General features: G+C 63.0%; 16 protein-coding genes and 3 rRNA genes. 4 read left to right on the top strand and 15 right to left on the bottom strand.

All coding sequences use genetic code 11. The features are described from left to right. The first annotated feature begins 38 nt into the window (after nucleotides 1-38). Genes KKR91_RS06235 through KKR91_RS06225 form a run of 3 tightly spaced genes read left to right on the top strand, consistent with a single transcriptional unit; the run spans nucleotide 39 to nucleotide 3,649 of the window. Nucleotides 39-1,556, top strand: coding sequence for an MmgE/PrpD family protein (locus KKR91_RS06235; RefSeq protein ID WP_210230842.1), 1,518 nt, complete (start codon nucleotides 39-41; stop codon nucleotides 1,554-1,556). 1 nt (nucleotide 1,557) lies between these two features. Continuing rightward, complete coding sequence (prpB, locus tag KKR91_RS06230) at nucleotides 1,558-2,463, top strand: methylisocitrate lyase (protein ID WP_210230841.1); 906 nt, start codon at nucleotides 1,558-1,560, stop codon at nucleotides 2,461-2,463. Between the two features lie 52 nt (nucleotides 2,464-2,515). Then, a complete protein-coding gene (locus KKR91_RS06225) occupies nucleotides 2,516-3,649 on the top strand; it encodes a bifunctional 2-methylcitrate synthase/citrate synthase (protein ID WP_210230840.1) in 1,134 nt (377 codons plus the stop codon). A gap of 154 nt (nucleotides 3,650-3,803) precedes the next feature. Here the strand turns inward: KKR91_RS06225 and KKR91_RS06220 are convergent, their stop codons facing one another. The 10 genes from KKR91_RS06220 to KKR91_RS06175 all read right to left on the bottom strand — a co-directional run bounded on the left by KKR91_RS06220 (nucleotide 3,804) and on the right by KKR91_RS06175 (nucleotide 13,870). Next, nucleotides 3,804-4,325, bottom strand: coding sequence for an 8-oxo-dGTP diphosphatase (locus tag KKR91_RS06220; RefSeq protein ID WP_337925353.1), 522 nt, complete (start codon nucleotides 4,323-4,325; stop codon nucleotides 3,804-3,806). After that, complete coding sequence (gene xerD, locus KKR91_RS06215; protein WP_210231093.1) at nucleotides 4,322-5,293, bottom strand: site-specific tyrosine recombinase XerD; 972 nt, start codon at nucleotides 5,291-5,293, stop codon at nucleotides 4,322-4,324. Before xerD ends, KKR91_RS06220 begins: the two co-directional genes overlap by 4 nt. 319 nt (nucleotides 5,294-5,612) lie before the next feature. After that, complete coding sequence (locus KKR91_RS06210) at nucleotides 5,613-6,281, bottom strand: NUDIX domain-containing protein (protein ID WP_210230839.1); 669 nt, start codon at nucleotides 6,279-6,281, stop codon at nucleotides 5,613-5,615. Between the two features lie 7 nt (nucleotides 6,282-6,288). Next, on the bottom strand, nucleotides 6,289-7,983 hold the full coding sequence (locus KKR91_RS06205) for a CTP synthase (RefSeq protein ID WP_237687593.1): 1,695 nt from the start codon (nucleotides 7,981-7,983) through the stop codon (nucleotides 6,289-6,291). Nucleotides 7,984-8,014: 31 nt separating this feature from the next. Next, nucleotides 8,015-9,742: a DNA repair protein RecN gene (recN, locus tag KKR91_RS06200; RefSeq protein ID WP_210230837.1), complete on the bottom strand. Its 1,728-nt coding sequence runs from the start codon at nucleotides 9,740-9,742 to the stop codon at nucleotides 8,015-8,017. Then, nucleotides 9,739-10,713, bottom strand: a complete 975-nt coding sequence (locus tag KKR91_RS06195) for an NAD kinase (protein ID WP_210230836.1) — start codon at nucleotides 10,711-10,713, stop codon at nucleotides 9,739-9,741. Before KKR91_RS06195 ends, recN begins: the two co-directional genes overlap by 4 nt. A 66-nt stretch (nucleotides 10,714-10,779) precedes the next feature. Then, nucleotides 10,780-11,661, bottom strand: a complete 882-nt coding sequence (locus tag KKR91_RS06190) for a TlyA family RNA methyltransferase (RefSeq protein ID WP_210230835.1) — start codon at nucleotides 11,659-11,661, stop codon at nucleotides 10,780-10,782. A 3-nt stretch (nucleotides 11,662-11,664) separates the two neighbouring features. Beyond that, nucleotides 11,665-11,895 carry a hypothetical protein gene (locus tag KKR91_RS06185; RefSeq protein WP_210230833.1) on the bottom strand — a complete coding sequence of 77 codons (231 nt, stop codon included), beginning with the start codon at nucleotides 11,893-11,895 and terminating at the stop codon, nucleotides 11,665-11,667. Between the two features lie 63 nt (nucleotides 11,896-11,958). Next, nucleotides 11,959-12,957: an HAD-IIA family hydrolase gene (locus tag KKR91_RS06180; protein WP_210231092.1), complete on the bottom strand. Its 999-nt coding sequence runs from the start codon at nucleotides 12,955-12,957 to the stop codon at nucleotides 11,959-11,961. 4 nt (nucleotides 12,958-12,961) lie between these two features. Then, nucleotides 12,962-13,870 (bottom strand): tetratricopeptide repeat protein, encoded by a 909-nt coding sequence (locus tag KKR91_RS06175; RefSeq protein WP_237686388.1) that lies wholly within the window; start codon nucleotides 13,868-13,870, stop codon nucleotides 12,962-12,964. Here KKR91_RS06175 and KKR91_RS16985 point away from each other — a divergent pair. Next, nucleotides 13,826-15,166, top strand: a complete 1,341-nt coding sequence (locus KKR91_RS16985; RefSeq protein WP_237687512.1) for a hypothetical protein — start codon at nucleotides 13,826-13,828, stop codon at nucleotides 15,164-15,166. The two genes, KKR91_RS06175 and KKR91_RS16985, sit on opposite strands and share 45 nt — an antisense overlap. A 272-nt stretch (nucleotides 15,167-15,438) precedes the next feature. Here KKR91_RS16985 and KKR91_RS06170 read toward each other — a convergent pair whose 3' ends face one another. The 5 genes from KKR91_RS06170 to tyrS form a co-directional block, all read right to left on the bottom strand. Next, complete coding sequence (locus tag KKR91_RS06170; RefSeq protein ID WP_210230832.1) at nucleotides 15,439-15,756, bottom strand: hypothetical protein; 318 nt, start codon at nucleotides 15,754-15,756, stop codon at nucleotides 15,439-15,441. 184 nt (nucleotides 15,757-15,940) lie between these two features. After that, a 5S ribosomal RNA gene (gene rrf / locus KKR91_RS06165) occupies nucleotides 15,941-16,057 on the bottom strand. Nucleotides 16,058-16,328: 271 nt separating this feature from the next. Then, a 23S ribosomal RNA gene (locus KKR91_RS06160) occupies nucleotides 16,329-19,495 on the bottom strand. 495 nt (nucleotides 19,496-19,990) lie between these two features. Further along, a 16S ribosomal RNA gene (locus KKR91_RS06155) occupies nucleotides 19,991-21,518 on the bottom strand. Together the 16S, 23S and 5S rRNA genes form the textbook arrangement of a ribosomal RNA operon. 654 nt (nucleotides 21,519-22,172) lie before the next feature. After that, nucleotides 22,173-23,492, bottom strand: a complete 1,320-nt coding sequence (gene tyrS / locus KKR91_RS06150) for a tyrosine--tRNA ligase (RefSeq protein ID WP_237687511.1) — start codon at nucleotides 23,490-23,492, stop codon at nucleotides 22,173-22,175. Nucleotides 23,493-23,505 lie beyond the last annotated feature (13 nt).

Raw genomic sequence — 23,505 nt, 5'->3', positions numbered from 1 at the left:
TCCCCGATATCCGGAACAGTCCCCCGAAAGGACACAACATGAATCTCCACAAGGTGCGGGTCCACCGCAGCGACGAGAACCTGGCCCGCGAAGACCAGCTGGCCTACAAGATTGCCGAGGTCGCCGCCGATCCCGTTGCCGTGACCGACGAGGTCACCGACATGGTCATCAACCGCATCATCGACAACGCCTCGGTCGCCATTGCCTCCCTGAACCGCGCGCCCATCGTTGCCGCGCGCACCCAGGCCTTGTCCTTCTCCCCCTCCGCCAACGGCAACGGCTCGGCCGTCTTCGGCGTGGGGCAGAAGACCTCCCCGGAGTGGGCCGCCTGGGCCAACGGCGTGGCCGTGCGGGAACTGGACTACCACGACACCTTCCTGGCTGCGGAGTACTCCCACCCCGGCGACAACATCCCGCCGCTGCTCGCCGTCGCGCAGCACACCGGTGCCTCCGGCGCCGACCTGATCCGCGGCATCGCCACCGGCTACGAGATCCAGGTGGACCTGGTCAAGGCCATCTGCCTGCACAAGCACAAGATCGACCATGTGGCACACCTCGGCCCGTCCGCCGCAGCCGGCATCGGCACCCTGCTGGGCCTCGACGTCGACACCATCTTCCAGGCCGTCGGCCAGGCCCTGCACACCACCACCGCCACCCGGCAGTCCCGGAAGGGTGAAATCTCCACCTGGAAGGCACACGCTCCGGCCTTCGCCGGCAAGATGGCCGTCGAAGCCGTGGACCGTGCGATGCGCGGGCAGACCTCCCCCACCCCGATCTATGAGGGTGAAGACGGCGTTATCGCCTGGATGCTGGACGGCCCCGACGCCGCCTACGAAGTGCCGCTGCCCGAGGCCGGCGAAGCCAAGCGCGCCATCCTGGACACCTACACCAAGGAACACTCCGCCGAGTACCAGGCCCAGGCCTGGATCGACCTGGCCCGGAAGATCCACCGCGAACACCCCGAGGCCGCCGACACCGCCAACGTGGCTTCCGTGCTGATCGCCACCTCGCACCACACCCACTATGTGATCGGCTCCGGCGCCAACGATCCGCAGAAGTACGATCCCACGGCCTCGCGCGAAACCCTGGACCACTCCATTCCGTACATCTTCACCGTCGCCCTGCAGGACGGCGCCTGGCACCACGTGGACTCCTACGCCCCCGAGCGCGCCGGCCGCCCCGACACAGTTGAACTGTGGCACAAGGTCACCACCGTGGAGGATCCGGAATGGACCCGCCGTTACCACTCGCTGGACATCAGCGAAAAGGCCTTCGGCGGCAAGGTGACGATCGTGCTGACCGACGGCACCGTCATCACCGACGAAATCGCCGTTGCCGACGCGCATCCCCTCGGCGCCAAGCCGTTTGCCCGCGCCGAATACATCAACAAGTTCCGCACCCTGGCCGCCGGCCTGGTCTCCGAGGAAGAGATCGAGCGCTTCCTCAGCACCGTCCAGCGCCTGCCCGAACTGGCCGCCGGTGAGCTGGATGCCCTGAACATCACCGCGGCCGACGGCGTCATCGACCCGGCCAACGCCCCGAAGGGACTCTTCTAACATGCTGTATTCCTCCGTATCCCCCGAAGCCAAGCGGATCGCCTTCCGTGAAGGCCTGGCCTCCGGCACCCTGCAGCAGTTCCCGGGCGCCTTCAACCCGCTCTCGGCCCGCCTGATCGAGGAAAAGGGGTTCGACGGCGTTTACATCTCCGGCGCTGTCCTGGCCAACGACCTGGGCCTGCCCGACATCGGCCTGACCACGCTGACCGAGGTGGCCACCCGGGCCGGGCAGATCGCCCGGATGACGGACCTGCCCGCGATCGTGGATGCCGACACCGGCTTCGGCGAGCCGATGAACGTGGCCCGCTCCATCCAGGAACTGGAAAACGCCGGCCTGGCCGGCTGCCACATTGAGGACCAGTTCAACCCCAAGCGCTGCGGCCATCTGGACGGCAAGAACGTCGTCGACCTGGACACCGCCACCAAGCGGATCCGCGCCGCTGCCGACGCCCGCCGTGACCCGAACTTCCTCATCATGGCCCGCACCGACATCCGCGCCGTGGACGGACTCGAAGCCGCCCAGGACCGTGCCCGGGCACTGGTCGACGCCGGAGCCGACGCCATCTTCCCCGAGGCGATGAAGTCGCTGGAGGAATTCGCCGCGATGCGCGCCGCCGTCGACGTCCCGATCCTGGCCAACATGACCGAGTTCGGCAAGAGCGACCTGTTCACGTACGAGGAACTGGCTTCGGTCGGCGTGAACATGGTGATCTACCCCGTCACCCTGCTGCGCAGTGCCATGGGCGCCGCGGAGCGCACCCTGGACACCATCAAGGCCAAGGGCACCCAGCAGGAAGATGTGCCGAACATGCTGACGCGTGCACGTTTGTACGATCTGGTGGATTATGAAGCCTATAACCGCTTCGATACCTCCGTGTTCAACTTCCAGGTCCCGGGCCAGCACTAAAACCCTGAGCCGGAACCAACTGAAAACCACCGTGACAAAGGAGTCTTCCGTTATGACCGATGAGCAGATCCACAAGGGACTGGCCGGTGTCCTCGTCGACACCACCAAGATCTCCAAGGTCAACCCTGAGACCAACTCGCTGCTGTACCGCGGCTACCCCGTCCAGGAACTGGCAGCTCACTGCAGTTTCGAAGAGGTCGCGTACCTGCTGTGGAACGGCGAACTGCCCACCACGGATGAGCTGGCCGAATTCACCGACGGCGAGCGGTCCCAGCGCGCGCTCTCCCCTGAGCTGAAGGCCGTCATCGACGCCCTTCCGCTGACCTGCCATCCGATGGATGTCTGCCGCACCGCGGCGTCTGTCCTTGGCGCCCAGCACGAACAGGCCGATGATTCCTCGCTGCAGGCCAACATGGAAAAGTCGGTCAGCCTGTTCGCCGCCATGCCCGCCGTCGTCGCCTACGACCAGCGCCGCCGGCGCGGCGAGGACGTCGTGGAGCCCCGGGATGACCTGGACTACTCGGCGAACTTCCTCTGGATGACATTCGGTGAGGAAGCCGCCCCCGAGGTGGTGGAGGCGTTCAACGTGTCGATGATCCTGTATGCGGAGCACTCGTTCAACGCTTCCACGTTCACCGGCCGGGTCATCACGTCCACCCTGTCGGACCTGCATTCGGCCGTGACCGGTGCCATCGGCGCGCTGAAGGGACCGCTGCACGGCGGTGCCAACGAGGCAGTGATGCACACGTTCGAGGAGATCATCTCCAGTGCCGGCGAGGGCGACGTCGCCGAACATGCCGCGGGCTGGCTGGATGCCGCGCTGGCGGACAAGAAGAAGATCATGGGCTTCGGCCACCGCGTGTACAAGAACGGCGACTCGCGGGTGCCCACCATGAAGGCCTCGATGGACAAGATGGTCAAGCACTATGACCGTGCCGACCTGGGCGAGCTGTACACGGCACTGGAATCGGCCATGGGTGAGCGCAAGAACATCCTGCCGAACCTGGACTACCCGGCCGGACCGGTCTACCACCTGATGGGCTTTGACACCCCCACGTTCACTCCCCTGTTCGTGGCAGCCCGGATCACCGGCTGGACCGCGCACATCATGGAGCAGCTGGAGGCCAACTCCCTGATCCGTCCCCTCAGCGCCTACGACGGCACGGAGGAACGGCACCTGGGCTAAGCACCAGCCGTTGGGCCCGCGGGCCTGTTGGGCCCCGGAACGGCGGCAACGAAATTTCCGTGCTCGCAGAGCTCGCAGGAAATATTAAAGCCGCCTTACTCCGGGGCCCTTTCGGTTGCCCGTTACCTTTTCTGCGGCTGCGGCAGCCGGCAGCCTAGGAAAAGACGACGCTGGCAACACTTTCGTTGTCAGCGGCCAGGGTGACGACGGCGGAGAAGGTCCGTCCGGCGAGCACCTCGGGCATCCAGTGCGCGGAGTCGGGCCACATCCGGGCGTACGGCACCTTATCCACCGGGTACCAGGCTGGAATGATCTCGGCCGACGGCGCAGGCTCCCCGTCCCAGCTCCATGCCCGGTAAACCACGGTGGACATGTCCCATTCCGGGCGGGCCGGGAAGATGAATTCAATGGTGCCGGCCTGCTCAAGGGCTGCTTCGGCCACGGTGACGCCGGATTCCTCGAAGACTTCCCGCACGGCTGCCTGGGCCGGGGTCTCCCCCGGTTCCACATGCCCGCCGAGGGTGACGATCCGGCCGATTCCGAAGCCGGTCTGCTTCAGCCCCATCAGGACCTCGGCGCCGCGCTCCGGGATCCCGCGCATCAGAAAGCAGAGCACCACGGGTACGGCCCGCGTGGGCGGGGCCGGGATACCGGTGGCTGCCTCGTCCGAGGTCACAGCGCCCGCGGGTGCGCGGCGGCGTAGACCTCGCGCAGCGTTTCGGCGGTCACCAGCGTGTAGACCTGGGTGGTGGTCACGGAGGCGTGCCCCAGCAGTTCCTGCACCACACGGACATCGGCGCCGCCTTCGAGCAGGTGCGTGGCAAAGGAGTGGCGCAGCGTATGCGGGGACACGTCGCGGCCAATCTGGGCCTTCTCTGCCGCATTCTTCAGGATGGTCCAGGCGCTCTGCCGGCTGAGGCGTCCGCCGCGCGCATTCAGGAACAGTGCCGGGGTGCCCTTGCCCTTCACGGAGGCTGCAGGCCGGCCGCGGACCAGGTACTCGTCCAGTGCGCGGGCAGCGTAGGAGCCCAGCGGCACCAGGCGCTCCTTGGAGCCCTTACCGAACAGCCGCACCACATCGGGGCCATTGGCGGGAATCCGTTCCAGGGACAGGTCGTCGATGTCCAGGCCCACGGCCTCGCTGATGCGTGCCCCGGTGGAGTAGAGGAACTCCAGCAGCGCCTTATCCCGCAGACCGGTGGGCGTCTCGGTGGAAATCGCATCCAGGATCCGGGTGACCTCGTTGACGCTGATGGCCTTGGGCAACCGCTTGCCGGGCAGCGGCGGATGGACGTCGGCGGCAGGGTCGGCTGTGGTCAGGCCCTCCAGTGCCCAGAACTTGTGCAGGCCCCGGACGGCGACGACGGTGCGGGCGGCGGAGCGCACGCTCAGGGCGGAGGCGCCGTCGGAACCCTCGACTATCGACTGGGCGAAGGCGGTGACGTCGTGCCGGGTGATGCGCGCGACGTCGTCCGCGCCGCGGGAGGCCAGGAACCGGGCGTAGCGCAGCAGGTCGCGGCGGTAGGCGTCCAAGGTGTTCACGGCCAGGCCGCGTTCCACGGCCATGTGCTGGAGGTAGCCGCCAATGGCGCGGCCAACGGCGGTGGAGCGCAGTTCATCCGCTGCGGACGGCCCCTTGGCCACGGGCGGTTTGGGTTCCTTAGGCTGCTTGGGTTCCTTTGGCTGCGGGGGCTGCTTGGGTCCCTTGGGCGCTTTCGGTGCGGTCGCTTCAGGGCTGCCTTCGGGGCCAGTCTCCGAGCCGTCTGCCAGGTCTGCCGCCGCTTCTCCCCTGCCTTTATCTTCGGCCAGCGCAGCGCGCAGCAGTTCGGCAGGTGAATCCAGCCGCAGGGTGGCGTTGGGACGGTAATCGAAGCGGATGGTGTCGTTCAGTGACGACGGGGTTCCGGGCGCAGGAACAGGTCCGCCAGCAGGGAGATTCGAGGCGGCCATAGCGGGTCAAGTCCTAAAGAACGGGGCCCTGCGGCCAGGTCGGGTGCTGGGAGTGGTGTTCGGGCCAGGGAGCATCTGCCGGGCGCAGGTTCGCGAAGCCCGAGGGACGGGCTGCCGCTGCGGCCAGGATTCCGGCGACGGCGGACGGACTGTGCAGCCGGCCCTGGAGCGCCGCTTCCACGGCGTCGTCGAGGTCCACCCACATGGTGGAGATTTCAGCTTCCTCGTGGGTGCGCTCATGGCGGTCCGCTTCGGGGACCTCGGTGATGCCGCGCGCCAGATAGATGCGCAGGGCCTCCCGCGAGGAACCCGGCGAGAGGAACAAATCGGTCAGGACGTTCCACTCGGTTGCCTGGATGTCGGCTTCTTCGGCCAACTCGCGGGCGGCACCCACCTGGAAGTCTTCGCCGTCGATGTCCAGCAGTCCGGCGGGGATTTCCCACAGGGTCATCCGCACCGGATGCCGGTACTGGTTGATCAGCAGCACCTGGCCGTCGTCGTTCAGTGCCAGGATGGCTACCGCACCGGGGTGACGGATGTAGTCGCGGACCAGGGGTTCGCCGTCGTCGGTCAGTTGGAACTTCTCACTGACCACGTCCCAGACGCGCCCGGTGTATTCCACGGAGGAACTCAACAGGCGGCGGGGACTCTGGGCGTCGGCGAACCCTCTGGTCTCGCTCATGGTGTTGCTAGCCCTTGCCGTTCTGGCGGGCCAGGGCGGCCTTCACCAGTCCGGCGAAGAGCGGGTGCGGGCGCGTCGGGCGGGAGCTGAGCTCCGGGTGCGCCTGCGTTGAGACGTAGTACGGGTGCACGTCGGCCGGAAGTTCTACGAACTCCACCAGTCCGCCGTCAACCGTGGTGCCGGAGAAGGACAGGCCTGCCTCGGCAATCTGGTCGCGGTACTGGTTGTTGACCTCGTAGCGGTGACGGTGGCGTTCGGCCACAGCCGTCTTCCCGTACGTCTTGGCCACAACGGAGCCTTCTTCGAGCTTCGCGTCCCAGAGGCCCAGGCGCATGGTGCCGCCCATGTCGCCTTCACCGGAGACAATCTGCTTCTGCTCCGCCATGGTGGCGATGACCGGGTACTTGGTGTCCGGCTCGAACTCCGAGGAGGACGCGCCTTCCAGGCCAACTACGTTCCGGGCGTACTCGATGACCATGCACTGCAGGCCCAGGCACAGGCCCAGGGTCGGCACCAGGTTTTCGCGGGCATAGGTCAGGGCGCCGAGCTTGCCTTCCAAGCCACGGATGCCGAAGCCGCCGGGGACACAGATGGCATCTGCACCGTCGAGCGCCTTGGCGGCACCTTCGGGAGTAGCGCACTCGTCAGAGGGCACCCAGCGGATGTTGACCTTGGTCTTGTTGGCGAAACCGCCGGCGCGCAGGGCTTCCGTGACCGAAAGGTAGGCGTCGGGCAGGTCCACGTACTTGCCGACGAGGGCAATATCGACGTGGTGCTTGGGGTTGTGCACGGACTCGAGGAGCTTGTCCCACTTGGTCCAGTTGACGTCCTTGAACTTCAGGTCCAGGTGCTGCACGATGTACGCGTCCAGGCCCTGGGAGTGAAGCGTCTTGGGGATGTCGTAGATGCTCGGGGCGTCCGGGCAGCCGACGACGGCGTCCACATCGACGTCGCACATGCGGCCGATCTTGGCGCGCATGGCATCCGGCACCGGGCGGTCCGAGCGGATGACGATGGCGTCGGGCTGGATACCGATGGAGCGCAGGGCAGCCACGGAGTGCTGCGTCGGCTTGGTCTTCAGTTCCTGGGACGGGCCGATGTACGGAACCAGCGAAACGTGCAGGAAGAAGACGTTGTTGCGGCCGATGTCCTGGCGCACCTGGCGTGCGGCTTCCAGGAAGGGCTGGGACTCGATGTCGCCAACCGTGCCGCCGATCTCGGTGATGATGACATCGGGGGTTTTCTTCGCCTCGGAGGGCAGGCGCATCCGGCGCTTGATCTCGTCGGTGATGTGCGGAATGACCTGGACGGTGTCTCCGAGGTATTCGCCGCGGCGTTCCTTGGCGATAACCGTGGAGTAGACCTGGCCGGTGGTTACGTTGGCGGAGCCGTCGAGGCTCTCGTCAAGGAACCGCTCGTAATGGCCGATGTCGAGGTCAGTCTCGGCGCCGTCGTCGGTAACGAAGACTTCACCGTGCTGGAAGGGGTTCATTGTGCCCGGATCCACATTGAGATAGGGATCGAGCTTCTGCATGGTCACCGCTATGCCGCGCGACCTCAACAGATGGCCGAGACTTGACGCTGTCAGTCCCTTACCGAGTGAGGACGCCACGCCACCGGTGACGAAGATGTGTTTTGTCGTAGAAGACGACTTGGGAAACCTGGAATTTGATCGCTGCACCACGGAGTTCGAGCCTATCACCTTTTGTAGTTCGGATTTGTCTGTACTGGGTTTATTCATGCGGAGGGTGTCCTGCCGCGGCCAGGAGTTCGACGGCGTGCGCCCGGGCGGACTCGGAGTCCTCCTGGCCGGCAAGCATCCTGGCAAGTTCCTTGATCCGCTCTGCATCGTCCAGGACGGTCACGTCGCTGGCGGTGACGCCGCTTCCATCTTCCCCCGTTTCGGACATCTTGATGACACGGATGTGATGGTCGGCAAACGCGGCCACCTGCGGAAGGTGGGTGACCACTATCACCTGGACATGCTTGGCCAGCATGGCCAGGCGGCGGCCGATTTCGACGGCGGCCTTGCCGCCCACGCCGGAGTCGACTTCGTCGAAGATGAAGGTCGGCACCGGGTCCACCGCAGCCAGGACCACCTCGATGGCCAGCATCACACGTGAGAGTTCGCCGCCGGAGGCGCCCTTGCCCAGGGGACGGGCCGGTGCGCCGGGGTGCGGCTGCAGGAGGAACGAGATGGTGTCCGCTCCGTGCAGGCCCAGCTCTTCGACGGGGGTGACTTCGATGAGCAGGTTTGCGTTGGCCATGGCCAGGGCGGAGAGCTCGTCGCTGACCCGCTGCGCCAGTTCGGCAGCGGCCTCGGTGCGCAATTTGGTCAGGCCGGCTGCTTCAACACCCAGCTTGGAGCGCAGGTCGGTGATTTCCGCCTCGAGCGCCTCGATCCGGGTGCTGTCGTCCCCCAGTTCCGCCAGCCTGATGCGGCTGGTGTCGGCCCATTCCAGGACTTCGTCTACGGAAGGGGCGAACTTGCGGGTGAGCGCCGAGATTTCGGCGCGCCGGGACTCAACCTCGGCGAGCCGTTCCGGGCCCTCGCCGTCCAGCGAAGCGCTGTAGCTGGCCAGCTCGGTGGCGATGTCGGACAGGATGTATCCCACCTCGGCCAGCCGCTTGGCGGAATCCGCCAGCGCCGGATCATGCTCTCCGGCAAGTTCCAGCTGCCGCTTGGCGCCGTCCACCAGGGACGTCGCATCGGAGCCGTCAGAGAAATCGCCGGCAATCAGGGCCTGGTGCGCACCCTCTGCTGCTGTGCGCAGTTCCTCGAAGTTGTTCAGCCGGGTGGCTTCGGTCTTGAGTGCCTCGTCCTCCCCCGGCAGCAGCTCCAGGGCGTCGATTTCCTCCAGTGACGCAGAGAGGTATTCGGCTTCCCGGACCCGTTCGCGGGCCTGCTCGCGCAGCGTAGCCAGCTCGGTGACAGCTGCCCGCCAGCGGGCATAGTCCGTCTGGTAGGAGGTGAGCGCGGAGGCCAGGGCCGGTCCGGCGTACTTGTCCAGCGCCTCGCGCTGGGCTGCGGTGCTTTTGAGCCGAAGCTGGTCGGACTGGCCGTGCACGGCGACCAGATGCTGGCCCACCTCGGCCAATACCCCTACCGGTGCCGAACGGCCGCCCACGTGGGCCCGGCTGCGTCCTGCGGCGTTAACGGTGCGGGCGAGCAGCAGCTCGGTCACGCCGTCGTACGTTTCCAGTTCCGCGCCGGCGTCTTCGGCGCGGGCGACTGCCGCGTTGTCCGGCGGCAGCCGCACCACGGCTTCGGCCAGTGCGGCCTTGGCTCCGGTGCGGACGGCACCGGCGTCGGTCCGGGCGCCCAGCAGCATGCCCAGCGCGGTGATGACCATGGTTTTACCGGCGCCGGTTTCACCGGTGACCACGGTAAAACCGGGCCCCAGGTCCAGGGTGGCGTCGGTGATGACACCGAGGTCGCGGATGCGGATTTCCTCGATCATGGGGCCACTCCTCCACTTTCAACGGTGCGGGGTGTGAGCTCCACGCTTTCCGAGTGCTCGCCGGGCGCACCGGCCGGACCGCGCCAGCCCTGGGTGGGGAGCTGGAACTTGCGGACCAGGCGTTCGGAGAAGGGGGTGGCGTGCGTGCGGGCCAGCCGGACCGGGACGTCGGAGCGTGTCACTTCCACGCGGGCTCCCGGCGGCAGCTCGACGCTGCGCCGGCCGTCGCACCAGAGTACGCCGGCGGCGTCCGTCCGGGTCAGGATTTCCACGGCCAGGAGCGAGGTGGGCGCGACGACGAGCGGCCGGGCGAAAAGCGCGTGGGCGCTGATGGGCGTGATCAGCAGCGCCTCCACCTCGGGCCAGACCACCGGGCCGCCTGCCGAGAAGGAATACGCGGTGGAGCCGGTGGGTGTGGCCAGGACAATGCCGTCGCAGCCGAAGGAGCTGATGGGCCGGGCGTCTACTTCCACCACCACTTCGAGCATGCGCTGGCGGTCGGATTTTTCGATGGCTGCTTCATTGAGCGCCCAGGTGTGGGCGATCATCCGGTCCTCGAACCAGACCTTGACGTCGATGGTCATGCGTTCTTCCACCGAGTAGGCCCGTTCGACCACCCAGTGCACTGTCTGTGCCAGGTCGGCGCGTTCGCTTTCGGCCAGGAATCCCACATGCCCCAGGTTGACGCCAAGCAGCGGCACGTCGGTGCCGCGGACCAGCTCCGCCGCCCGGAGGATCGTGCCGTCGCCGCCGAGCACCATGCCCAGGTCAACGCCGTCCAGCATGACGTCTTCGTCGAGGATCTCGGTGGGGGCGGTCAGGACGCCGTACACGGCCTGGATGTCTTCAAGGTCCCTCCGGCGCATGACCGGAATCAGTCCGGAGGCATGCAGCTGGGTGCAGGCTTCCTGCGCGGCAGTCATGGCAGCCTGCCGGCCCGTATGGGCCAGCACGAGTATCCGTCTGCTCATGTCTGTAACATCCTGTTCCGCTCCCGGGTGGGAACTGGTTGGAACTCCGCCGTCAGTGTTCTGCCGTCAGTCTCCTGTGGAGCGTGCCGCCTGCGCAAACCGATCCGTTACCGGCTCAGGTCCGGGTCCATCAAACCCGTCAAAGGCCGCATCCACCAAACTGCGTGCGGCACTCTGTGGATCTTCGAAGCGTTCTTCCGCCGGATCCTGCGCCTGCGGTACCTGCAGCCAGAGGAAGAACTCCACGTTGCCGTTCTGTCCCGGCAGCGGGCTGCGGGCCAGCCCTGCGACCCGGAGGTTTTCGGACATCGCCGCGGCAACCACGCGTGCCACCGCCATCCGGTGCTTTAGCGGATCAAGGACGACGCCGGCCTTCTCCAGCTTCTCACGGCCGACTTCAAACTGCGGCTTGACCATAAGCAGCAGGCTGCCGCCCGGGCGGGTGGCTGCTGCCAGCGGGCCGATGACCAGGGTCAGGGAAATAAAGGAGAGGTCGGCAACGGTCAGGTCTGCCGGGCCGCCGATGGCCTCGGGTTCCAGATACCGGACGTTCATCCCCTCGTGGACGTCGACGCGTGGGTCCTGGCGCAGCACGTCCACCAACTGGTCGTGTCCGACGTCGACGGCCACCACGCGGTCGGCGCCCCGGCGCAGCAGGACGTCGGTAAAGCCTCCGGTGGAGGCTCCGGCGTCGAGGCAGCGCAGCCCCTCAGGCTTCACCTGTGGGAAGGCGTCGAGGGCTCCGGCCAGCTTATGGCCGGCCCGGCTCACGTAGTCGGGGACGCCGTCGTCGAGCACCGTCAGCGGATCATCCGCGGCGACGGCCGCCGAAGCCTTGCCCAGAACCGTGCCCGCACGGGAAATACGGCCGGCGCTGATGAGCTTGGCCGCATGCGTCCGGGAGCGGGCCAGTCCCCTGGCCACCAGTTCCTGGTCCAGTCTTGCCACGTCCTAGTGCTCCTCTGACGGTTCGGCGTTCAATTCAGCCAGCAGGCTGTCGTGGAGTGCGCTGTACACGGCGTGATGTTCGCGAACAGGCGTCTCGGCGAGGGTGCCCAGGGCCTCCAGAATCGCCTCAACTGCCGGGTCCGCAGACTGCGGCTCCGGCAAGCCCTCCGCAGGCGTGGGATACGCCGGGACGGCAGGCTGTGCGGCGTTGATTTCCATCTGGCGGCTGCCCATTTCTTTCGTGGCGTCACAGGCATTCCTGCAACGACGTGTCTTCCTCTGTGCTCTGAACCCAGCTTATCCGCCGGCGGTGACAGTCCAGCTGAGCACCGGCGCGGTGGCGCTGTCCTCCTGCGGACGGGCCTCCCACCAGGCCGCACACGCGGCCCGCCAGCTGTTGAGATCGGCACTGTCTCCGGAGATCTCCACCGTGTCACCAAGCACCCGCGCCGTAGCACTGCCGCAGCGGTACATGCCGTCCTCGAAGACGGTTTCCGGATACGGGTGATACAGGGAGTCGAGGTCCTTCAGCAGGAAGGCAGGCCGCTCCTGCGTGCGCGCGGCCAATGCGGTCTGCGGGGTATCGACACCGGTGAGCACCATCGCAGTGGCGTATCCGGCGTTGTTGCCGCCGAGGATGTCGGTATCCAGGCGGTCGCCCACCACCAGGGGTGCCTGCGCACCCAAGTGGCGTGCTGCCGTCAGGAAAAGCGGGGCCTCTGGCTTGCCGGCCACCAGCGGAGTCCTGCCGGTGGCTGCCGCAACGGCGGCCACCAGCGTTCCGTTTCCGGGAGCAATCCCCCGTGCCTGGGGGATGGACATATCGGTATTGGTGGCGACCCACACTGCACCGCGGCCGACGGCGAACGCCGCCTCGGCGAGGTCCTTCCAGCCGAGTCCGGGGTCAAAACCCTGGATGACGGCGTCGGGCGCCTCATCAGCCGACGCAACAGGAACCAGGCCCTGTTCACGGACCTGCTCCAGGAGCCAGGCACTTCCCGTGACGAGGACAGTGGCACCGGCCGGCACCTGTCCGGCCAGCAGTTCGGCGCCGGCCTGCGCCGAGCCGAACACGGTTTCCGCCGTAGCCGGCGCCCCCAACTCGCGCAGGTGCGCCGCCACCGCTTCCGAGGAACGCGAGGCGTTGTTGGTGACGTAGGCCAGCTGCACACCGGCGCCGTCGAGGCGCTGCAACGCCTCGACGGCTCCGGGTATGGCATGCGGACCCGCATAGACGACGCCGTCCAAATCGGACAGGACGGCATCGTATCCGGCTATCAGCGGGGTGCCCGGCATGGGGTTACGCGCGGTCCTGGTCGGCGTCACCAACGGGTGCGTCAGCGGAGAACTCGTCGTTGTCGTTGCCGTCGTCGTGGATCTCAACGGTGTTGTCGTCGTCCTCTTCCTCTGCTTCGAGGACGCCGATCACGCCTTCTTCCTCGTCCGAGGGCAGCGACTCGATGTCGTCGGACAGTTCCAGCTCGTCATCGGCAACTGCGGTCTCGACCGGAGCAGCGAACGGCGTGTCGGAGCGTTCGGCGACCGGGCGGTCGTCGCGGTCTTCACGTCCGCGGCGCGGACGCTCCGGCTTCTCGTTCTCGTCGTCTTCGCCCAGGTCGAAGATGTCCGGCTCAGCGAATTCTCCGACGCCCAGGGCCTTTTCGGCCAGCAGCGCGCGGTCGTTCCACTGTGCGGATTCTTCCATGCGGCCGGCAGCTTCGAGGGCATCGGCGTACGCGCGGAAGAGCCGCGGGCTGAAGGAGAACGCACGGTTCTTATCCAGCTGCGGGATTTCCAATGCGGTCACTGCGGCGTCGAACTGCTCCATGTCCATGCGGGCACCGGAGGTCACGATCGCCATGTCCACCTGGCCTGCGGTATCCAGTGACTTGGCTTCGTCCGAACGGGAGATGTCCAGGGCGCGGTCCGGGCGACCCAGGCCGCGTTCGCAGTCGGCCATCATGGCCAGGTAGTCGTTGGAGCCGCTGATCCGGCGGTAGGTGCGGAATTCACGCAGGGCCTCGGCGAAGTTCTCTGAGGCGTAGGCGGTGAGGGCAACTGCTTCACGCACTGCTGCCATACGTCCGCCGCGGCGGCTTGCTGCCAGGGCGTGCTGGAAAGCCAGCTCGGGATCGATGTCGATCAGGCGGCCTGCCATGACCAGGTGCTTGGAGACCCACTCACCGCTGACTTCCTCCAGGATGCGCAACTGGGCACGGGTAACCTTGTCCAGCTCCTGGCCTGTGACGTCGTCGTCGATTTCCGGCGAACGCTCGCGGTCGGGGCGGTTGGCGCTGCGCAGGTCGCGGGCGTTGTGCTTGCGCTCGACGACGGGTGCATCCTCGCCGCGGGCCGGACGGTCGTTGGAGAAGGAACGGGGTGCGGAGTCGCGTGCCGGACGACGGTCATCGCCACCGCGGGCAGGCCGGTCACCGAAGGACGGCTTACGATCGCCACGATCACCGAAGGACTTACGCTCACCATCACGGGGAGGACGACGATCGTCCCCACCGAACGAAGGCTTACGATCGCCGAACGACGGCTTACGATCCCCACGATCACCGAACGACTTACGCTCACCATCACGGGGAGGACGACGATCGTCCCCACCGAACGAAGGCTTACGATCCCCGAACGACGGCTTACGATCCCCACGATCACCGAACGACTTACGCTCACCATCACGGGGAGGACGACGATCGTCCCCACCGAACGAAGGCTTACGATCCCCGAAGGACGGCTTACGATCCCCACGGTCGCCGAACGACTTACGCTCACCATCACGGGGAGGACGACGATCATCGCCACCGCGGGCAGGCCGGTCACCGAAGGACGGCTTACGATCGCCACGATCACCGAAGGACTTACGCTCACCATCACGGGGAGGACGACGATCATCGCCACCGAACGAAGGCTTACGATCCCCAAAGGACGGCTTACGATCCCCACGGTCGCCGAACGACTTACGCTCACCATCACGGGGAGGACGACGATCATCACTGCCACGGCTGGCGCGGTCATTGCGCTCGGAGCGGTCGCCAAAGGACGGCTTACGATCGTTGTCTCGTGCCGGCCGGCGGTCATCCCCGCCGCCGAACGAAGGCTTACGATCTCCGCGGTCACCGAAAGGCTTGCGCTCACCATCACGGGGAGGACGATCTCCGAAGGAGGGCTTACGGTCACCATCACGTGCCGGACGATCTCCGAAGGAGGGCTTACGGTCACCATCACGCGGGGGACGACGGTCATCGCCACCGAAAGACGGCTTACGGTCCTTGGAATACGGCTTGCGCTCCGACGAAGCGCCTCGCTCACCGAAAGACTTACGCTCGCCGTCGCGTGCCGGCCGGCCTCCAAAGGAGGGCTTACGGTCTTCGAAGCGCTTGGGTGCGTTGCGGTCGTTCGTGGCCGGGCGGCCCCGGTCGTCGCGTCGGTCGGACGAGCTGCTGCTGCGGGCGGCGCTGTTTCCTTCGCTGCCGCGCTGATCCCTGTTATTTTGCTCTGACATGCTGGTGAGTTCCTCTCGTCGTGAGCCGACCAACGGAATTTACTGCAGTCGCTCGTCACTATGGATATATAAAGTTCTAAAGTCGTGGGGCCCAAAACGGGCACAAGGCAATTCTAGTCCAGCCTGGTCCGGGTAGCGTCGCCACGTGCCGAAGGGACTGTCCGGATTAGGTGAGACTCCCCACCTATCGGATTACCGCTCAGACGAAGCAGGCAGAGTGGGTGCCGGCATCGTTTCCAGCACCGGAGCCGGAACAAGGTGGCGCGTAGTCACTCTTTGAGAGATATCTCTCCGGAGATACCAGTATTTGGGTTGCTTCCCAGCAGGCGAACCAGTCCGCTGGTCCGAGGGGTTCCGAGCGGCAGGACCGGCTCCTCATCGGTTTCAGCGAAGACTTCGAAACGCCGTCCGTCCGCGTGCTCCTCCACCCACCGCAGTACCTCGGTAATATCCCCGGATTCAGTGAGCACGTAGGCATCCAGGTTCCATCCATATCCGGGACGTGGTTTAACCCAGAAATTAACCCGGTAGTTGGGCGAATCCATCGACTCCCGGGGCTCAGCATGATCGGTCTCGTATGCACGCATGCAGACGAGACTATCGAACAGTGGCCACAACTCGGTGGTTAAACATGTGGGGCCCCGCACGAATGCGGGGCCCCACGCCTCTGAACAACCAGTGTATTACCACCGGTTAAACAGCTGAGGTCCGTACCATCACTGGTACGGACCTCAGCCTCTGAACAACCGGTGTATTTCAACCGTAAAGATTGTCCGGCGGTGACCTACTCTCCCACATCCTCCCGGATGCAGTACCATCGGCGCTGTGGGTCTTAGCTTCCGGGTTCGGAATGGGACCGGGCGTTTCCCCCACGCTATGACCGCCGTAACCCTTCCACCCACACCACCCATAACAAACCTGGGTGAGGGGAAATCAATGGTCACAACAAAAACACGCGTAGTGTTTCGATGCAATATATAACTGTAATTATACGGCACGCACGTCCCGGTTAAGAGACGGTTGATACCGGTTCCACGGGTGACAAACCACACGGGTTTGTTATCCGGGAACCACATAGTGGACGCAAGCAGCACATGATCTAACAACACCCTTTATACTTTGACGGACCGTTTGAAGTCGTGTCCGTCCAGGTGAGGTTGTGGTGTAAGTTATCGGCCTATTAGTACCGGTCAGCTTCACGGGTCTTTAGTCCCCGCTTCCACATCCGGCCTATCAACCCAGTGGTCTGGCTGGGGGCCTCTCACACACAAGGTGTATGGAAATCTCATCTCGAAGCGGGCTTCCCGCTTAGATGCTTTCAGCGGTTATCCCATCCGAACGTAGCTAATCAGCGGTGCACTTGGCAGTACAACTGACACACCAGAGGTTCGTCCGTCCCGGTCCTCTCGTACTAAGGACAGCCCTTCTCAAATTTCCTGCGCGCGCAGCGGATAGGGACCGAACTGTCTCACGACGTTCTAAACCCAGCTCGCGTACCGCTTTAATGGGCGAACAGCCCAACCCTTGGGACCTACTCCAGCCCCAGGATGCGACGAGCCGACATCGAGGTGCCAAACCATGCCGTCGATATGGACTCTTGGGCAAGATCAGCCTGTTATCCCCGAGGTACCTTTTATCCGTTGAGCGACGGCCATTCCACAATGTACCGCCGGATCACTAGTCCCGACTTTCGTCCCTGCTTGAGATGTCTCTCTCACAGTCAAGCTCCCTTGTGCACTTACACTCGCCACCTGATTGCCAACCAGGCTGAGGGAACCTTTGGGCGCCTCCGTTACTCTTTAGGAGGCAACCGCCCCAGTTAAACTACCCATCAGGCACTGTCCCTGACCCGGATTACGGGCCGAAGTTAGATATCCAGTATGACCAGAGTGGTATTTCAACGATGACTCCACCCGAACTGGCGTCCGGGTCTCACAGTCTCCCACCTATCCTACACAAGCCACACCGAATATCAATACCAAACTATAGTAAAGGTCTCGGGGTCTTTCCGTCCTGCTGCGCGTAACGAGCATCTTTACTCGTACTGCAATTTCGCCGAGTTTATGGTTGAGACAGCGGGGAAGTCGTTACTCCATTCGTGCAGGTCGGAACTTACCCGACAAGGAATTTCGCTACCTTAGGATGGTTATAGTTACCACCGCCGTTTACTGGGGCTTAAATTCCCAGCTTCGCCCGTAAGGGCTAACCGGTCCTCTTAACCTTCCAGCACCGGGCAGGAGTCAGTCCGTATACATCGTCTTGCGACTTCGCACGGACCTGTGTTTTTAGTAAACAGTCGCTTCCCCCTGGTCTCTGCGGCCCTGATCCCCTCCGGACAGCTTGTGTCCTTCAAGGTTGGGGCCCCCCTTCTCCCGAAGTTACGGGGGCATTTTGCCGAGTTCCTTAACCATAATTCTCTCGATCGCCTTAGTATTCTCTACCTGATCACCTGTGTCGGTTTGGGGTACGGGCGGCTAAAACCTCGCGCCGATGCTTTTCTAGGCAGCATAGGATCACCGGATTCCCACCAAAGTGGGTCCCATCAGATCTCAGGTATCGTCATCAAAGACACAGCAACGGATTTACCTATCGCTGACCCTACATCCTTAGACCAGGACAACCATCGCCCGGCCCGGCTACCTTCCTGCGTCACACCTGTTAATACGCTTACCTCCCAGGATCAGGTCCCGCGCTCCACCAAAAACCGGGTCGCCACAAGGGCGGCCGGTCAGGTATTGGGCGGTTAGTATCCCCCGCTTGGTATTGGCGGTTTTTCGCCGGTACGGGAATATCAACCCGTTGTCCATCGACTACGCCTGTCGGCCTCGCCTTAGGTCCCGACTTACCCAGGGCAGATTAGCTTGACCCTGGAACCCTTGATCATTCGGCGGACGGGTTTCTCACCCGTCTTTCGCTACTCATGCCTGCATTCTCACTCGTGTAGGCTCCACCGCTGGTTTACACCGCGACTTCACTGCCCACACGACGCTCCCCTACCCATCCAAACGCTTGAACGAAAATGGATAAACCATCCGCTTGGCTAATATTTGAATGCCACAACTTCGGCGGTGTACTTGAGCCCCGCTACATTGTCGGCGCGGAATCACTTGACCAGTGAGCTATTACGCACTCTTTCAAGGATGGCTGCTTCTAAGCCAACCTCCTGGTTGTCTTCGCAACTCCACATCCTTTCCCACTTAGCACACGCTTAGGGGCCTTAGTTGGTGGTCTGGGCTGTTTCCCTCTCGACTATGAAGCTTATCCCCCACAGTCTCACTGCTGCGCTCTGACTTACCGGCATTCGGAGTTTGGCTGACGTCAGTAACCTTGTAGGGCCCATTAGCCATCCAGTAGCTCTACCTCCGGTAAGAAACACGCAACGCTGCACCTAAATGCATTTCGGGGAGAACCAGCTATCACGGAGTTTGATTGGCCTTTCACCCCTACCCACAGCTCATCCCCTCCATTTTCAACTGAAGTGGGTTCGGTCCTCCACGCGCTCTTACACGCGCTTCAACCTGGCCATGGGTAGATCACTCCGCTTCGGGTCTAGATCACGCCACTGCATCGCCCTATTCAGACTCGCTTTCGCTACGGCTTCCCCTCACGGGTTAACCTCGCGACGTAACACTAACTCGCAGGCTCATTCTTCAAAAGGCACGCTGTCACAAGCACAGCACCACAAGTGGCACTGCCCTGCTCCAACGGATTGTAGGCACACGGTTTCAGGTACTGTTTCACTCCCCTCCCGGGGTACTTTTCACCTTTCCCTCACGGTACTTGTCCGCTATCGGTCATCAGGGAGTATTTAGGCTTACCAGGTGGTCCTGGCAGATTCGCACGGGATTTCTCGGGCCCCGTGCTACTTGGGATCCTCTCCAAGCGGCAGCATACATTCCGGTTACGGGGCTAACACCCTCTACGGCCTGGCTTTCAAACCAGTTCACCTATGCATCTGCACTCACTTCACCAATCCGGCAGAATCGGTACGGAAAGTCCCGCAACCCCAGTGATGCAACGCCCGCCGGCTATCACACACCACTGGTTTAGCCTCTTCCGCGTTCGCTCGCCACTACTAACGGAATCACTGTTGTTTTTCTCTTCCTGTGGGTACTGAGATGTTTCACTTCCCCACGTTCCCTCCACGCACCCTATGTGTTCAGATGCGGGTCACCCGGTCACTCGCGCGCCGGGCGGGGTTTCCCCATTCGGACATCCTGGGATCAACGCTCGGTTATCAACTCCCCCAGGCTTATCGCAGATTCCTACGTCCTTCTTCGGCTCCTGATGCCAAGGCATCCACCGTGTGCCCTTAAAAACTTGACCACAAAGATCAATATATTATCGCTATCGAGAAAACCATGGAAACCGGTAAAACCGGTCACCAGGTTTATCTGAAATTGCACTTAATAATTTAAGATGCTCGCGTCCACTATGTAGTTCTCAAACAACAACCCCGTCACACCCCGCCACCACCACGTATTCACCGTGGAAGTCTTGGACCTGCGCAGGAACAATCAGAAACAACACGAAACCGTGTCCCTCCAGACCTGTAAAGGTTTGAATTCTTCGGTCCTGTTGTCTCAGGACCCAACAGTGTGCCAAACGGAAAAACCCGGTACTCGAGACACCGGCAGCGTTTTCCAGTCCCACCCCGAAGGATGAAACGTACTGATGCTGCCAGGCTCAACGCCGGGCACCTGCTTATTGATATTCCACCCTTGAGCACCCACCGGAGAACATATGTCTCCGATATGGGCATCTCCTGCAAGAACCACATCCAACACTGTGGAAGGACGCAGACCTTGAGGTGCTCCTTAGAAAGGAGGTGATCCAGCCGCACCTTCCGGTACGGCTACCTTGTTACGACTTAGTCCCAATCGCCGGTCCCACCTTCGACGGCTCCCTCCCACAAGGGGTTAGGCCACCGGCTTCGGGTGTTACCAACTTTCGTGACTTGACGGGCGGTGTGTACAAGGCCCGGGAACGTATTCACCGCAGCGTTGCTGATCTGCGATTACTAGCGACTCCAACTTCATGAGGTCGAGTTGCAGACCTCAATCCGAACTGAGACCGGCTTTTTGGGATTAGCTCCACCTCACAGTATCGCAACCCTTTGTACCGGCCATTGTAGCATGCGTGAAGCCCAAGACATAAGGGGCATGATGATTTGACGTCGTCCCCACCTTCCTCCGAGTTGACCCCGGCAGTCTCCTATGAGTCCCCGCCATAACGCGCTGGCAACATAGAACGAGGGTTGCGCTCGTTGCGGGACTTAACCCAACATCTCACGACACGAGCTGACGACAACCATGCACCACCTGTAAACCGGCCACAAGTGGGGGACCTGTTTCCAGGCCTTTCCGGTTCATGTCAAGTCTTGGTAAGGTTCTTCGCGTTGCATCGAATTAATCCGCATGCTCCGCCGCTTGTGCGGGCCCCCGTCAATTCCTTTGAGTTTTAGCCTTGCGGCCGTACTCCCCAGGCGGGGCACTTAATGCGTTAGCTACGGCGCGGAAAACGTGGAATGTCCCCCACACCTAGTGCCCAACGTTTACGGCATGGACTACCAGGGTATCTAATCCTGTTCGCTCCCCATGCTTTCGCTCCTCAGCGTCAGTTAATGCCCAGAGACCTGCCTTCGCCATCGGTGTTCCTCCTGATATCTGCGCATTTCACCGCTACACCAGGAATTCCAGTCTCCCCTACATCACTCTAGTCTGCCCGTACCCACTGCAGACCCGGGGTTGAGCCCCGGGCTTTCACAGCAGACGCGACAAACCGCCTACGAGCTCTTTACGCCCAATAATTCCGGATAACGCTTGCGCCCTACGTATTACCGCGGCTGCTGGCACGTAGTTAGCCGGCGCTTCTTCTGCAGGTACCGTCACTTTCGCTTCTTCCCTACTGAAAGAGGTTTACAACCCGAAGGCCTTCGTCCCTCACGCGGCGTCGCTGCATCAGGCTTTCGCCCATTGTGCAATATTCCCCACTGCTGCCTCCCGTAGGAGTCTGGGCCGTGTCTCAGTCCCAGTGTGGCCGGTCACCCTCTCAGGCCGGCTACCCGTCGTCGCCTTGGTGGGCCATTACCCCAACCAACTAGCTGATAGGCCGCGAGTCCATCCAAAACCGCATAAAGCTTTCCACGGACCGCCATGCGGTGGTCCGTTGTATCCGGTATTAGACCCGGTTTCCCAGGCTTATCCCGAAGTTAAGGGCAGGTTACTCACGTGTTACTCACCCGTTCGCCACTAATCATTTTGTGCAAGCACAAAAGTCATCGTTCGACTTGCATGTGTTAAGCACGCCGCCAGCGTTCATCCTGAGCCAGGATCAAACTCTCCGTAAATGTGTTACAGACACAGCACCGGAGCCAAGGAAAATTGGCTGCACGGTCCTGCACTAAATTCGAAACCAGCTAAAAAAGTCCTTCCCACCCACGGGGTGGGCGGAAGAACCAGTTCAACCAATTAAAATAAATTGGTATCAATAAACTTGGCACACTATTGAGTTCTCAAACAACAGATGCATACGAAATACTCGGAGAAAACAATTACTTGTTTTTTCTTTTCTCTTCGCTGCAGTGTTTCTTTATTCTATTCCATCCGGACCGTATTTGGCAATTCGGGATATTCCCGAAGTCTGCTTCATTTTGTCCGGCTGAACCCGCCACAAAGCATCCGGATCTTGTCCGTTACCGTGTGTTGGGTTTTGCTGCTCGTTCCGGGAGTCTCACTTGCAGATCCACTTCGCAGTGTCTGTCTCGCGCTCACCGGAGCAACTCACATAACTTTACACAGCCCCTGCGGCCGGTGCAAACCCTCGGAGTGTGACCTCCTGCACTTTGCTCAAACTCACCGCCTGCAGTCCGTGCCGCCTGCCCCCGGACCTGCCGGGGAGGCCGCTGGTTGGAAACGAAGAAAGCCGGCTTCCGCTGCCCGGCGGCCCCGGAAAATCCGGGCCGACGAGAGCGCGAAGCCAGCCTTCAACAGGGCCGATAAAACTATACGGCTGCCACTTCCACCGTTGCAAGCGTCCGCTTTCCGCGGCGCAGCAGCAGGTATTTACCGTGCAGCAACTCGCTGCCGGCAACTACCGTATCGGCGTCCGTGACCTTGCGGTTGTTCACGTACGCGCCACCCTCGGCCACCGTCCGCCGGGCAGCCGAGTTGCTGGCGGAAAGTCCGGACGCCACGAGCAGGTCAATAATGCCCAAACCGTCAGCCTCGACAACCACGCGCGGAAGCTCGGCAGTGGCAGCGGTCAACGTCGCCTCATCCAGCTCGGAGATCTCGCCCTGGCCGAACAATGCTGCGGAAGCCGCAATCACCTTGTCCGTTGCTTCGGTTCCGTGGATCAGGGACGTGACGTCGTAGGCGAGCCGGCGCTGAGCGGCGCGCTTGTGCGGCTCTTCGGCCACGGCGTGTGCCAGCTCTTCGATTTCCGCCTTCGAAAGGAAGGTGAAGACCTTGAGCCGGTCCACGACGTCGGCATCGGGGGTGTTCAGCCAGAACTGGTACATCGCGTACGGGCTGGTCATGGTGCCGTCCAGCCAGATGGCATTGCCCTCGCTCTTGCCGAACTTGGTGCCGTCGGAGTTGGTGATCAACGGGGTGCCCAGGGCATGGACGCTCTTGCCCTCGACCTTGCGTACCAGTTCGGTGCCGGCCGTGAGGTTGCCCCACTGGTCCGAACCGCCGGTTTCCAGCACGCAGTTGTAGTCGCGGAAGAGCTGGAGGTAGTCCATTCCCTGCAGCACCTGGTAGCTGAACTCGGCGTAGGAAATGCCCTCGTCGGAATTCAGGCGCGAGGAAACGATCTCCTTCTTGATCATGGTCCCGACCCGGAAGTGCTTGCCGATGTCCCGGAGGAAGTCGATGGCACTCATCGGCGCCGTCCAGTCAAGGTTGTTGACCATCTGCGCCGCGTTGTCTCCCTCGAAGCTGAGGAAGCGCTGCACCTGGCCCTGCAGGTAACCGACCCATTCCGAGACGGTTTCCTTGGTGTTCATGGTGCGCTCGGCCGTGGGGCGCGGATCTCCGACCAGTCCGGTGGAGCCACCCACCAGGGCCAGCGGACGGTGGCCCGCCAGCTGCAGCCGGCGCATGGTCAGCAGCTGCACCAGGTTGCCCAGGTGCAGGCTCGGAGCCGTGGGATCAAAACCGCAATAGTAGGTGATCGAATCCCCGGCGAGCATTTTCTCCAGTTCGGCCTCGTCAGTGGACACGTGGACCAGGCCACGCCACTTCAGTTCCTGCCAAACGTTCTCGAAAGTCGGATCATTCTTCTGGGCGCTCAGGCCCGCTGGGGTTTCGGTAGTCACGGTTTCCAAAATA

The sequence above is a fragment of the Arthrobacter jiangjiafuii genome, assembly GCF_018622995.1.
In the GTDB taxonomy this organism is placed as follows: domain Bacteria; phylum Actinomycetota; class Actinomycetes; order Actinomycetales; family Micrococcaceae; genus Arthrobacter_B; species Arthrobacter_B jiangjiafuii.
This window is presented reverse-complemented; position numbering and strand designations above follow the sequence as displayed.

Coding starts and splice junctions, on each gene's coding strand:
- KKR91_RS06235 (WP_210230842.1), top strand. CDS start 39: ATGAATCTCCACAAGGTGCGGGTCCACCGCAGCGACGAGAACCTGGCC.
- KKR91_RS06185 (WP_210230833.1), bottom strand. CDS start 11,895: ATGGGCAGCCGCCAGATGGAAATCAACGCCGCACAGCCTGCCGTCCCG.
- KKR91_RS06170 (WP_210230832.1), bottom strand. CDS start 15,756: ATGCGTGCATACGAGACCGATCATGCTGAGCCCCGGGAGTCGATGGAT.
- KKR91_RS06210 (WP_210230839.1), bottom strand. CDS start 6,281: ATGAGCGAGACCAGAGGGTTCGCCGACGCCCAGAGTCCCCGCCGCCTG.
- recN (WP_210230837.1), bottom strand. CDS start 9,742: ATGATCGAGGAAATCCGCATCCGCGACCTCGGTGTCATCACCGACGCC.
- prpB (WP_210230841.1), top strand. CDS start 1,558: ATGCTGTATTCCTCCGTATCCCCCGAAGCCAAGCGGATCGCCTTCCGT.
- KKR91_RS06225 (WP_210230840.1), top strand. CDS start 2,516: ATGACCGATGAGCAGATCCACAAGGGACTGGCCGGTGTCCTCGTCGAC.
- KKR91_RS06195 (WP_210230836.1), bottom strand. CDS start 10,713: ATGAGCAGACGGATACTCGTGCTGGCCCATACGGGCCGGCAGGCTGCC.
- KKR91_RS06180 (WP_210231092.1), bottom strand. CDS start 12,957: ATGCCGGGCACCCCGCTGATAGCCGGATACGATGCCGTCCTGTCCGAT.